Raw genomic sequence first — 11529 nt, forward strand, 5'->3', positions numbered from 1 at the left:
CCAGTAACCCCACCGATCCACGGCGAGAGGCACCCCTATCCCCCGGGGGTGCCTCTCGTCGTCTGTGGGCGCGTTGGACGACCCGCGGAAGAAACAGCCCCCGACCTTGAGTGCTAGCACTCTCCTGTATAGAGTGCTAGGCGGCAGTCGCTTCAGCCTCGTGTCGACACCCGCGACGACGGCGTGAGGCAAGGAACGACCGCTGAGTACATACACCTACATCAGTGAAGGGGCTCCATCGTGGCGAGCGTGAACATCAAGCCACTCGAGGACAAGATCCTCGTTCAGGCCAACGAGGCCGAGACCACGACCGCTTCCGGTCTGGTTATCCCCGACACCGCCAAGGAAAAGCCGCAAGAAGGCACCGTCGTCGCAGTTGGCCCCGGCCGCTGGGATGAGGACGGCGAGAAGCGGATTCCTCTGGACGTGTCGGAGGGCGACGTAGTCATCTACAGCAAGTACGGCGGCACCGAGATCAAGTACAACGGCGAGGAGTACTTGATCCTCTCGGCCCGCGACGTGCTGGCTGTCGTCTCCAAGTAAACGAATCGTGTTCCGCCCCGGACGTCCCGCATCTCAACGGGTGATGTCCGGGGCGGCGCGCGTTTCACCCCGTTCCTAGGAAAGACATTCATGAGTAAGCAGATTGAGTTCAACGAAACCGCGCGCCGCGCCATGGAGATCGGCGTCGACAAACTCGCCGACGCGGTCAAGGTGACGCTCGGCCCGCGTGGCCGCCATGTGGTGCTCGCCAAGTCCTGGGGCGGGCCCACCGTCACCAATGACGGCGTGACGATCGCGCGCGACATCGACCTCGAGGATCCGTTCGAGAACCTCGGTGCACAGCTGGTCAAGTCGGTGGCCACCAAGACCAACGACGTCGCCGGCGACGGCACCACCACCGCCACCGTGCTGGCCCAGGCTCTGGTCAAGGCCGGCCTGCGCAACGTCGCTGCCGGTGCCAACCCGATCGCGCTCGGCGCCGGGATCTCCAAGGCCGCCGACGCTGTCTCCGAGGCGCTGCTGGCCGCCGCCACCCCGGTCAAGGACGCCAAGTCGATCGCCCAGGTTGCGACCGTGTCGTCGCGTGACGAGCTCGTCGGCGAGCTCGTCGGTCAGGCCATGACCAAGGTCGGCACCGACGGTGTCGTCACGGTCGAAGAGTCTTCGACGATGAACACCGAGCTGGAGATCACCGAGGGCGTCGGCTTCGACAAGGGCTTCCTGTCGGCCTACTTCGTCACCGACTTCGACCTGCAGGAAGCGGTCCTCGAAGACGCCCTGATCCTGCTGCACCGCGAGAAGATCAGCTCGCTGCCCGACCTGCTGCCGCTGCTGGAGAAGGTCGCCGAGGCCGGAAAGCCACTGCTGATCGTCGCTGAAGATGTTGAGGGCGAGGCGCTTTCGACTCTCGTCGTCAATGCCATCCGCAAGACGCTCAAGGCTGTCGCGGTCAAGGCGCCGTTCTTCGGCGACCGCCGCAAGGCATTCCTCGACGACCTCGCGGTCGTGACCGGCGCCCAGGTTGTCAACCCCGACGTGGGCCTGGTCCTGCGTGAGGCGGGTCTGGAGGTCCTCGGAACCGCCCGCCGCGTCGTGGTCGACAAGGACAGCACTGTCATCGTCGACGGCGGCGGCACTCAGGAGGCCATCGAGGGGCGCAAGTCTCAGCTGCGTGCTGAGATCGAGGCCTCGGATTCCGACTGGGATCGCGAGAAGCTCGAAGAGCGACTGGCCAAGCTCGCCGGTGGCGTTGCGGTCATCAAGGTCGGCGCGGCCACCGAGACCGACCTGAAGAAGCGCAAGGAAGCCGTCGAGGACGCCGTCTCAGCCGCGAAAGCCGCTGTGGAGGAAGGCATCGTCGTCGGCGGAGGCGCGGCGCTGGTGCAGGCCCGCAAGTCGCTGGAGAAGCTCCGTTCCGAGCTGTCCGGTGACGAGGCCCTCGGTGTCGACGTGTTCTCTGCCGGACTGTCCTCGCCGCTGTACTGGATCGCCACCAACGCCGGGCTCGACGGTGCGGTCGTGGTGAACAAGGTCGCCGAACTGCCTGCCGGACATGGCTTCAACGCCGCGACGCTGGAGTACGGCGACCTGATCGCCGACGGCGTCATCGACCCGGTGAAGGTGACGCGCTCGGCAGTGGTCAACGCGGCGTCGGTGGCCCGCATGATCCTGACCACCGAGACCGCGATCGTCGAAAAGCCGGTCGAGGCTGAGGACGACGGCCACGGCCACGGCCACGGTCACGGGCACGCCCACTAGTTCGTAGCTCTGTGAAGCACCCCCGGTCCTTTTGGGCCGGGGGTGTTTTGTCTCGGTTGGGCGCCGCGGGGCGACGGCGATCGTCGGCAAACCTGTCGAAGCTGAAGACGACGGCCATGGCGACGGCCGTCAGCGCCATCGATCGTTGAGTTACGCGACACCCCGGTCCTGTTGGGACGAGGGTGTTTTCGTTGTGGTGGCAACAAGTGACAACCCGCGACGGGTGGTCGATACTTTCAATCATCTGATTGCGCAGTGAGCGGGGGCGGGCATGGCACGTGTGGGCGACACGATCGAGCATCCGCTCAGTGGAGAGCGGCTCACCTTCCTCGAAACCGCTGCGACAACCGGCGGTGCGTTCCTGAAGGCGAGAATCGAGATGGCCGCCGGCGGGTCGTTGCCGCGGCCCCACACCCACCCTGGTGGCTCGGAACATTTCGACGTAGCGGAAGGGCGGGTCCAGATCGAGGTGGCGGGTCGACGACGCGTCGCCGAGGCCGGGGAGAAAGTCGTGGTCCCGCGGGGCGTCGGGCACGTCTGGGGGAACCCTTTCGCCGAGCCTGCAGCCGTTGTCGTCACGCTCAGCCCGGCATTCGATATGGAGACTTTCTTCGAGACGTGGTTCGGACTCGCCAGAGACGGAAAAGTCAATCCGAGCACGCAGTTGCCCAGCTTCCTCCAGTTGGTGTCGATAGCGCATGCCTATCGAGTTGGCATCGGGACGCCGGGTGTCCTCGGACTCGCGATGCGAGGACTCGGTCCGATGCTGGCCCCGCTGGCGCGGGCACGCGGTTATCTGCCGCGCTATCCCGAGTACAGCGACCACGCGGCCGGCTAGTAGATAGCAATGGTCATCGGCACCACGACACAATTGTCGCCCAGGTCAATTGTGTTCTGGGTCTTGTGGTTTCGAACCGGAGCGCGTGGCTATGTGCGTAGCGGCTGAGCAGGGGTTCTTTACGGCGCGCCCGCGGTGCGGGAGGATTTCTCCATAAGGCTGTCGAGCCGGCAGTTGCCCTGCCGAGTTGGTTAGGTAGGCTCGAAATCTCACTAGAGAGGAATTCATGAAACTGAATCACCTTGTTGCAGGAGCGGTTCTGGCCGCCGGACTGGGCGCAGCAGGCCTTGTGGGAGCGGGTGCGGCGGGTGCCGCACCGGTCGGTGCGGGGGTCGGTTTCGCCGAGAAGCCGCATCACGACTGGAAGCATCCCGGCAAGGGCCCGCGGCACGCCAAGTGGGCCGGCAACGACGGCCTGCGAGGTGTCGACGCCTGCATCACCGCGACCAGCCCGTACGGAAACGTCAGCGGATTCGTCTGCATCTAGTTTCACCGCCGCCGGTGTCGTGCTGACACCGGACACGAAAACGCCCCCGGTTTCCGGCCGGGGGCGTTTTCGTGTCCGCATGGGGATGAGCGACGGAGAAACACCCTCCGATTCGTCGCCGCAGGTGTTTCGTTGATCCATGGATCGCATCTGGCAATGGGCCTGGGAGCGGTACGGACCCAGGTACGCGTGGGCGTGCTGGGCGCTCACGCTGCTTCTGGCGCTGCCCGTCTATCTCGCCTGGTCGGTCGGGATCGTCGCGTTCGAGAGGTCCACTCGCTACCTCGAGGCCGCCGCTGTCACGGTCGCCGTCGTACTCGTCTACCTGTATCTGATGATCTTCCCGAGCGGCAAGGAGGTCCGTCTCGTCCAGCGCTGGGCCGATGGCGACGACGTCGACCCCGCCGACGCACTGCGCGCCACCTATATCTACGGTCGCAAGCTGATCATCCGGGGGCTGGTCGTCACCGGTCTGTGCATCGGGTCGCTGTTCGTGGTGCTCGCGATGATCGCCGGCGCGAGCGGGTGGCGGTTGCTCCAGTACGCCCTTCTCGGCGCCATCGCCGGGACTGCCGGTCAACTGATCACGCTGCACAGTTACGTCGAAGCGACGCTGCGGCCCGCACGCGCGGCGATCGCCGCAGGCACCGACATCGGCGACGGCCTGCCGCGATCCCGGCCCGCGTTCACCACGTGGACCAACGCCGCCATGCTCGCCGTGGGGTTCGCGTTCGCCGCCGCGGGCGCGATCATGGGTGCGGTGTTCGACATGGAGCGGCACGGCCCGGCCCTGGCCATCGTGATCGGCGGAGCCCTGGTGCTCGTCATCGGACCCTCCCTGTGGGCCGCTTATTCCCCTCTGCTGCAGCCACTTCGCGATCTCGCCGCCGGAACCCGCCGCGTCGCCGGCGGTGACATCAGTGAGCGACTGCCGGTGGTGCAGGACGACGACCTCGGCGCCCTGTCAGCATCGTTCAACCGCATGCAGACGGGCCTGGCCGAGCGGCGACGTCTTCACGCCGCGTTCGGTACCTACGTCGACCCTGACCTGGCGGCCCGGCTGCTGGAGCAGGGCGACGACGTGTTCAGCGGTGAGCGCCGGGAAGTGACGGTGATGTTCGTCGACATCCGGGACTTCACCCCGTTCGCCGAGGCGAACACCGCCGAGGACGCCGTCGCGCGGCTCAACGACCTCTTCGGGATCGTGGTCCCGGCCGTCGTGGACGCCGGCGGCCACGTCAACAAGTTCCTCGGCGACGGTGCGTTGGCCATCTTCGGCGCCCCCAACGACCTGGCGAACCACGCTGACAAAGCGTTGAGCGCCGCGGTTTTGATCCATCGCCGGGTGGGTGAGCGGTTCGACGACGAGTTGCGCATCGGTGTCGGGATCAACACCGGGCTCGTCATCGCCGGCACGATCGGCGGCGGCGGAAAACTCGAGTTCACGTTGATCGGCGACACGGTCAACGTCGCGGCCCGGGTCGAGCAGCTGACCAAGACGACCGGCGACACCATCCTTCTCACCGGCACCAGTGTCGACGCGCTGGCCGGTCGGCCTCCCGAACTCACCGAGCGTGGGTTCTTCGCGCTCAGGGGGAAGTCGGCGCCGGTGCAGGTCTTCGGCCTCGACCCGGCGATATGAACTGCCGGGGCAGCGCGCAGGGACTCAGGCGGGCTTACCGCACCTCAGGACGGGAGGGGCACCCGCGCGAGCAGTTCGTCGAGGACGACGAAGTCGAGATAGGCGACGACGTCGGTGACCTGCCCGCCTTCCAGGCTCATCACCCAGTTGTACTCGTTGACGTAAGGCTGACCGTCCCGCGCGGTGGCGGTGCCCCGCCACCGCGCCACGACGCGGTCGTCGTCGGCGAGGATCTCGTGCACCTCGGCCTGGATGGGTCCGGTCAGCCGGTCCACGATCGGCGCTGCGGCGCTGTCCAGGAACTCCTGGCGTGACGTGTAGGTCCGTGGTGTCGTCGCCCTGGCCACCGTCCATCGCACGTCCTCGGCGAGCAGCGCGTAGAACGTATCCGGCCCGCCGACACCGCGGGCCAGCCCGTCGCGCACGATGGCGGCGTTGCCGGGTGCTTCTGGTGGCGCGGCGTGACTGGCCGCGCCCGCACACGCCGTGGAGACGACGGCGGTGCCCAGTAGGAGGGCGAAATTCCTGGTCATGGAAGGTGTGGAGGTCATGTCTCCGAAACGTAATCCGGTCGCCGCCGGCCTGGCAGGGTGCGGTTCTCCTGGGGGCCGTGGCCGACGGTACGGCGGTTGGGTGTATGGTCGTCGACGTGAACATCCGTATGCGCGCCGGCTATTGGCGCTTTATCGAGGCTCCGGGCGGAGCCGATAAAGCGCAGCACTAAGCACGCATCCTCCCGGAGCCCAGGCAGTGACCACTCGGTCGCTGCCTTTCGTCATTAAAGGGCGCCGGACATTTCACCTTCGGTGCCCGAACCAGAAAGGCACCAACACTATGGTTTCCGCCCAGACCGTGACCGTCCCCGCGACGTCGGACCGGCGCATCCGCAGGTTCAGCGAGATTCCCAGCCCGCACGAGGTGCTCGCCGAGTTCCCGCTCGGCGCCCGCCGCGCCGAACGGGTGGCCCGGGACCGCGACGAGATCGCCGACATCCTGGCCGGACGCGACGACCGACTGCTCGTCGTCGTGGGTCCGTGCTCGGTGCACGACCCCGCCGCCGCACTGGACTACGCGGCCCGGCTCGCCGAGATCGCCGCCGAGCTCGACGGCCGGCTCAAGATCGTGATGCGGGTCTACTTCGAGAAGCCCCGCACGACCACCGGATGGAAGGGTCTGATCAACGACCCCGGGATGGACGGCACCTTCGATGTCGCGCGGGGTCTGCGCACGGCGCGGCAGCTGCTGCTCGACATCATCGACATCGGACTGCCGGTCGGTTGTGAGTTCCTGGAGCCGACGAGCCCGCAGTACATCGCCGACGCCGTGGCGTGGGGTGCGATCGGCGCCCGCACCACCGAGTCCCAGGTGCACCGTCAGCTGGCGTCAGGGCTGTCGATGCCGGTCGGGTTCAAGAACGGCACCGACGGCAACATCCAGGTCGCGGTCGACGGTGTGAAAGCCGCTGCCGCCCAACATGTCTTCTTCGGCATGGACGACCTCGGGCGCGGCGCGCTGGTGAGCACCGAGGGCAACGACGACTGCCACGTGATCCTGCGCGGCGGCACCGGGGGACCGAACAGCGATGCGGAGTCGGTGCGCACGACGGTCGCCAAACTGACCGCCGCCGGACTGCCCGGTCGTGTCGTGATCGACTGCAGTCACGCCAATTCCGGCAAGGATCACGTGCGCCAGGCCGGGGTCGCCGCCGAGGTGGCGCAGCTGGTTCGCGACGGCCTGCCGGTCAGCGGGGTGATGCTGGAGAGCTTCCTCGTCGCGGGCGCGCAGGCGCCCGAGGCCCGTCCGCTGACCTACGGCCAGTCGGTCACCGACAAGTGCATGGACTGGGCGGCCACCAGTGCGGTGCTGCGGGAACTGGCCCGGCGCGACTGACGGGGTGCGTCCGGGAGGTCAGGCCTCCAGACGGCCCCGGATGCCGGCCATCCGGCGGCGCAGGTCCTCCTCGTCGATCACGCCCCGGGCCAGCAGGGAGTGGGCCAGTGCGACGAGTTGGTTCTCCGGGTACGGCAGGTCGGCGTAGCGCGTCGCCGACAGCAGATCCTCCTCGTCCCGGCGCTGCTTGAAGTCCGGCACGTCGGCGTCGCACGCCGCGTGGTCGAGGGCCTCGCACAGCCCGTCGAGGCTGGTCTTCCACGGCGGAACCGGATTCTCGACGTGGTATTTGGCTGCCATCACCGGCCATACCTGGTTGCGCTCGACGATCTCGTTCAGTGTCGGGCTCTGGACCCGCTCGACCGGATGGGACAGTTCCTCGGAGGTCATGCGGTGTCCTAGGGATGCAGGGCGGGCCGGGTGTCGACGATGACGTTGGACGTGACGCCGGGTTTCGGCAGCGCCACGCCGATCAGGCAGTCGCGGGTGATGATCTCGGTCAGCTGGTCCTCGGTCCAGCCCTCGGTGCCCTCCGGGCGCATCGGCATCACCATGAACCGGTGCTTCTGGTTGGAGTCCTCGACGCGTACGGCGACGTTGTCCGGTAGGTACAGGCCGAACTCCGCAAGCACCTCGCGGGGCCAGCGGATGAGCCTGCGACGGTAGTTGGGGGTGCGGTACCACTCCGGCGAATTGCCCAGGATGGGCCGCGGATAGCACGAGCACAGCCCGCACACGATCACGTTGTGCAGGGTCGGGGTGTCTTCGAGTACCTCGAACGCCACGAAGTCGCTCGGCGTGCCGAACCCGGTGGGCTGCAACCAGTCCACACCGACTTCCTTGCTGGCGGTCAGCGCGTCGGTCAGGGCCAGATTCTTGAATTCCGGATCCAGCCAGGATTTCGCGACCAGGCGCGCGGCCGGGGTCGGACCGATCTGCTCGGAGAACTCGGTGAACCGCCGGTGGTCCTCGGCGGTGAAGATCCCTTTCTCGATGCACAGTTCGCGCAGCGCGATCTCCAGGACCTCGAAGTCGGTGATCTCGTCCACCATCGGCTTGACGGTGCGGGCGTGATCGTGGTTGTGGCTATGGTCGTCGCTCATCGTTGAGTCCCTCTCGGCGGCAGTCTGATCAGTTCGCCGGCGCCAGCCAGCGCTGCGGTATCTCGGTGCGCAACTTGTCGTGCGCCGCTCCGGCGTAGCCGTAGAAGAGGTCCGGCAGGTCGAATTCGACGATGTAGAACCACTCCGGGGTGGCGTCGGTAAGGCCCCAGGTCTCGTCTTCGGCGGCCGGGCTCTCGTAGGACACCTTCGCGATCCGTCCGGTGGCGCCGCGCACGTACTCGGGGGTGCGGGTGTAGAAGATGACCGGCATGTCGCGCACCACGACACCGTCGCCGACGGCGAAGCGCGGCTCGCCCGCCTTTCCGGCGTAGATCTGCGGATCGCCGATGCCGACCGCCTTGATGTGGTGCTCGTTGCGCTTCACCTCGGCGCCGTCGCCCTCGGACTTCGGCTGAGCCTCGATCTTCTTGCCGTCGAGTCCGCCCGCGTAGCGTTCCTGCACCTCGGCCATGCGTTCGCTGAGCTCACCGAGGCTGATGTGGTGTTTCTCCACCAGCACCCGGGCCACCGACACCAACCACCGCGCGTAGTAGGGCAGCCCCAGGTACTGGGCGCGGCCCACGTCCACGTTGCCGATCCTGCGTCGCTCCTCGGACACCCAGATGCCGCGCCAGGCGAGCACCTCGCACATGATGTACGTCAGCTCTTCCCACTGTTCGTACTGCTTGTTCTCGAACTTGATCGGGGCGTCGGGTTCCCCGCCCACGTCGTGCACGGGTTTGAGGTACGCCTTGATCCGGGGGTGGTCGAGCATGTCCGCCGTGGGGGCGTCCGGCAGCTCCGGAAACGCCGACCTCAGACGCGAAACCAGGGTCAGCTGGTCGGCCCGTTCGTGGGAATCACTGGTGACGTGGTTGTGTGCGCTGACGGCCATTCGGTTGGCCTTCCCTGCGTCGGGACATGCGGCAAACTAGCGAGATGGCTGCCGTTCCGCTACCGGCCGCCTGCTCACGCTGCAGCTGGATTTTGCTGTGCAGCAACACTATTCGTCGAAACGCGCGGTCACCCGAGCGCGGCGCGGCGGCGGCAAGTCGTCGGTCGCGAAGAAGGCTCCTGACAAATCGAGGCTAGCACCGCGAAATGACCTGCGGCAATAGCTCGGCCGGCCCCGTCAGGATGTGCGCGCAAGGCCCACATGACGGCGCCGAACATGTTGTGCGGCAGCGGAATTGCGCATGGCAGCGGCTGGAAATCTGTTCGCTGGCCGGATAGACACCGGCAGCCGGACGTGCGTCACGGTGTGACGAGGACTTTCAGGCTGCGCCGTTCGTCCATGTCGCGGTATCCGTCGGGAACTCCGTCGAGATCGGTGGTTTCGTCGAACACCCGGCCCGGTTCGAGTGTGCCGTCGAGGATGTCGGGCATCAACTCCTCGATGTACGCGCGCACGGGGGCAGGCCCGCCGGCGAGACGGATGTTGTGGCGGAAGAGGCTGCCGAATCCGATGGGCGCCTCCTCGTACTGGGGCACCCCCACGCGGCTGATCACCCCGCCGCGCCGGACGACGCCGAGGGCCTGCTGATAGGCGGGCAGGTAGCCGACGGCCTCCAGCACGGCGTGGGTGCCCTCCCCGCCGGTGAGATCACGGACCTTGGCGATACCTTCCTCTCCACGTTCGGCCACGACGTCGGTGGCGCCGAACGTGCGGCCCAGGTCGGTCCGGTCGCGATGGTGGCCCATGAGGACGATCTGTTCGGCTCCCAGGCGCTTGGCCGACAGCACCGCCAGCAGTCCGACCGCGCCGTCCCCGATCACGGTCACCCGCTTGCCGGGGCCCACCCCGCCCATTCTGGCGGCGTGGAACCCGGTGCCGTAGACGTCGGCCAGGGTGAGCAGTGACGCCATGAGCGCCGAGTCCAGCGTGACGGGCAGTTTCACCAGGGTTCCGTCGGCCAGCGGCACCCGGATGGCCTCGGCCTGGGCGCCCTCGTCGGGGATGCCGTCCCAGAAGTTCGCCTCCGGGTGCGAGCAGGAGGTCTGCAGGTCCTCACGGCAGAATTCGCACACGTTGTCCGAGACGGCGAACGGCGAGACCACCAGGTCCCCACGCTTGACGGTGCCGACGTCCGACCCGACATCCTCGACGACTCCGATGAATTCGTGCCCCATGCGCGCCGGCCCCTCGGCGGCGGTCATGTGGTGATAGGGGTGCAGGTCGCTGCCGCAGATGCATGACGCGGTGATGCGCACCAGCGCGTCGGTGGGGTGCTTGATGACCGAGTCGGGAACCGTCTCGACGCGGACGTCGCCGGCTTGGTACATCAGTGTCGCGCGCATGGCAGTTCCTCAGGGCAGAAGGTGGTGGCCACTGGCTACCCCGTATCTGCCTCACAGGAACCTTGCAGCATCCACACATGTTGTGCCGCAAGGGCGAAGGGCCCATCCCGGTGGCGACAAGCCGGGATGGGCCCTTCGTTCAGATCTGGTTCTAGGCGCTGCGGCGGATTCCGCGCTTGAGCAACAGCTCACGCTCGGATTCGCTCAGACCGCCCCAGATGCCGTACGGCTCTCCGACGGCCAGCGCGTGTGAACGGCATTGTGCGATCACGGGACAACGCCGGCACATCTCCTTGGCCCGCATCTCGCGCTGGGCGCGGGCCCGGCCGCGCTCACCGTCGGGGTGGAAAAACATCGACGAATCGACGCCCCGGCAAACCCCCTTCATCTGCCAATCCCAGATATCAGCATTCGGACCGGGAAGCTCCTGCGGCTGTGGCAATGGAATTCCTCTCCCTACAGACTCTTTCGCGGCACACGTCCGGTTAAGTCGGTGGAACAATCCGAGCACAGTCGCCGATGACCACTCGTGCACACAACGTAGAAGGGCTTCGGAATTGCCGTCAATAGCCTCTTGGTGTGCCGAACCACATATCCGCAGGCCGAAAATTTACATCACGTTCATTTCAGAGGCGTTCAGCCAACGGAAGCAGTGGTATGGGAGCCTCCGGCCCAGTCCCGGTGACCGGTGATTTCGGGCGAAAGCCCGGCGCCGCAGGCGTGATCCGGCAACCCCGACCTCCATATCCGGTGACATTGCTGTAACACGGGGTGCACGAACTGTTAACCGTTGAGATTTTTTCGGCCCTATGCGGCTTGATAGCGTCGCGGTCCGATGAGCACAGGTCCCGCGGTTTCCGCAAACGTCCTCGAAGTCGCCGCGTTCGGCGACCGGCCGGACACCTGGCCGCTTCCCCCCGCCGCCGGGCGGCGCGAGGTGTGGCTGCGCGCCGTCGCCGCGGGCGGCCAGGGACGCTACGCCTGCGCGCTGACCGAACTTCACCGGCTA

Annotated in this window: 12 protein-coding genes; 6 read left to right on the forward strand and 6 right to left on the reverse strand. The window is 66.9% G+C overall.

Annotated elements, in window-relative coordinates:
* Positions 1-240 precede the first annotated feature (240 nt).
* The 5 genes from groES (at position 241) to MVA01S_RS25375 (ending at position 5229) form a co-directional block, all read left to right on the forward strand.
* Entirely contained in the window at positions 241-543 is a 303-nt protein-coding gene (groES, locus tag MVA01S_RS25355; RefSeq protein ID WP_003929249.1) for a co-chaperone GroES, read from the forward strand.
* A 90-nt stretch (positions 544-633) separates the two neighbouring features.
* A complete protein-coding gene (gene groL / locus MVA01S_RS25360) occupies positions 634-2262 on the forward strand; it encodes a chaperonin GroEL (RefSeq protein ID WP_003929250.1) in 1629 nt (542 codons plus the stop codon).
* Positions 2263-2533: 271 nt separating this feature from the next.
* Complete coding sequence (locus tag MVA01S_RS25365) at positions 2534-3100, forward strand: cupin domain-containing protein (RefSeq protein ID WP_040540526.1); 567 nt, start codon at positions 2534-2536, stop codon at positions 3098-3100.
* 226 nt (positions 3101-3326) lie between these two features.
* Positions 3327-3587 carry a hypothetical protein gene (locus MVA01S_RS25370; RefSeq protein WP_003929252.1) on the forward strand — a complete coding sequence of 87 codons (261 nt, stop codon included), beginning with the start codon at positions 3327-3329 and terminating at the stop codon, positions 3585-3587.
* 139 nt (positions 3588-3726) lie between these two features.
* The gene (locus tag MVA01S_RS25375; RefSeq protein WP_003929253.1) at positions 3727-5229 is read left to right on the forward strand and encodes an adenylate/guanylate cyclase domain-containing protein; all 1503 of its coding nucleotides are present in this window, start codon (positions 3727-3729) and stop codon (positions 5227-5229) included.
* Between the two features lie 44 nt (positions 5230-5273).
* Here the strand turns inward: MVA01S_RS25375 and MVA01S_RS25380 are convergent, their stop codons facing one another.
* Complete coding sequence (locus MVA01S_RS25380; protein WP_237024344.1) at positions 5274-5780, reverse strand: nuclear transport factor 2 family protein; 507 nt, start codon at positions 5778-5780, stop codon at positions 5274-5276.
* Between the two features lie 283 nt (positions 5781-6063).
* On the opposite strand from MVA01S_RS25380, the gene MVA01S_RS25385 reads away from it, so the two are divergent.
* A complete protein-coding gene (locus MVA01S_RS25385; RefSeq protein WP_003929255.1) occupies positions 6064-7119 on the forward strand; it encodes a 3-deoxy-7-phosphoheptulonate synthase in 1056 nt (351 codons plus the stop codon).
* 18 nt (positions 7120-7137) lie between these two features.
* Here the strand turns inward: MVA01S_RS25385 and MVA01S_RS25390 are convergent, their stop codons facing one another.
* The 5 genes from MVA01S_RS25390 to MVA01S_RS25410 all read right to left on the reverse strand — a co-directional run bounded on the left by MVA01S_RS25390 (position 7138) and on the right by MVA01S_RS25410 (position 10962).
* Positions 7138-7509, reverse strand: a complete 372-nt coding sequence (locus tag MVA01S_RS25390; RefSeq protein WP_003929256.1) for a hypothetical protein — start codon at positions 7507-7509, stop codon at positions 7138-7140.
* Positions 7510-7517: 8 nt separating this feature from the next.
* On the reverse strand, positions 7518-8222 hold the full coding sequence (gene scnC / locus MVA01S_RS25395; RefSeq protein WP_003929257.1) for a thiocyanate hydrolase subunit gamma: 705 nt from the start codon (positions 8220-8222) through the stop codon (positions 7518-7520).
* A 28-nt stretch (positions 8223-8250) separates the two neighbouring features.
* Positions 8251-9117, reverse strand: coding sequence for an SH3-like domain-containing protein (locus tag MVA01S_RS25400; RefSeq protein ID WP_003929258.1), 867 nt, complete (start codon positions 9115-9117; stop codon positions 8251-8253).
* A 359-nt stretch (positions 9118-9476) separates the two neighbouring features.
* Positions 9477-10520: a zinc-binding dehydrogenase gene (locus MVA01S_RS25405; protein ID WP_003929259.1), complete on the reverse strand. Its 1044-nt coding sequence runs from the start codon at positions 10518-10520 to the stop codon at positions 9477-9479.
* Positions 10521-10671: 151 nt separating this feature from the next.
* On the reverse strand, positions 10672-10962 hold the full coding sequence (locus MVA01S_RS25410) for a WhiB family transcriptional regulator (RefSeq protein WP_003929260.1): 291 nt from the start codon (positions 10960-10962) through the stop codon (positions 10672-10674).
* Positions 10963-11529 lie beyond the last annotated feature (567 nt).

Source organism: Mycolicibacterium vaccae NBRC 14118 = CIP 105934 (assembly GCF_001552715.1).
In the GTDB taxonomy this organism is placed as follows: Bacteria; Actinomycetota; Actinomycetes; order Mycobacteriales; family Mycobacteriaceae; genus Mycobacterium; species Mycobacterium vaccae.

What these genes read in the sequence shown, in the direction of transcription:
- groL (WP_003929250.1), top strand. Translation starts at nt 634, where the DNA reads ATGAGTAAGCAGATTGAGTTCAACGAAACCGCGCGCCGCGCCATGGAG.
- MVA01S_RS25365 (WP_040540526.1), top strand. Translation starts at nt 2,534, where the DNA reads ATGGCACGTGTGGGCGACACGATCGAGCATCCGCTCAGTGGAGAGCGG.
- MVA01S_RS25370 (WP_003929252.1), top strand. Translation starts at nt 3,327, where the DNA reads ATGAAACTGAATCACCTTGTTGCAGGAGCGGTTCTGGCCGCCGGACTG.
- MVA01S_RS25375 (WP_003929253.1), top strand. Translation starts at nt 3,727, where the DNA reads ATGGATCGCATCTGGCAATGGGCCTGGGAGCGGTACGGACCCAGGTAC.
- MVA01S_RS25380 (WP_237024344.1), bottom strand. Translation starts at nt 5,780, where the DNA reads ATGACCTCCACACCTTCCATGACCAGGAATTTCGCCCTCCTACTGGGC.
- MVA01S_RS25385 (WP_003929255.1), top strand. Translation starts at nt 6,064, where the DNA reads ATGGTTTCCGCCCAGACCGTGACCGTCCCCGCGACGTCGGACCGGCGC.
- MVA01S_RS25390 (WP_003929256.1), bottom strand. Translation starts at nt 7,509, where the DNA reads ATGACCTCCGAGGAACTGTCCCATCCGGTCGAGCGGGTCCAGAGCCCG.
- scnC (WP_003929257.1), bottom strand. Translation starts at nt 8,222, where the DNA reads ATGAGCGACGACCATAGCCACAACCACGATCACGCCCGCACCGTCAAG.
- MVA01S_RS25400 (WP_003929258.1), bottom strand. Translation starts at nt 9,117, where the DNA reads ATGGCCGTCAGCGCACACAACCACGTCACCAGTGATTCCCACGAACGG.
- MVA01S_RS25405 (WP_003929259.1), bottom strand. Translation starts at nt 10,520, where the DNA reads ATGCGCGCGACACTGATGTACCAAGCCGGCGACGTCCGCGTCGAGACG.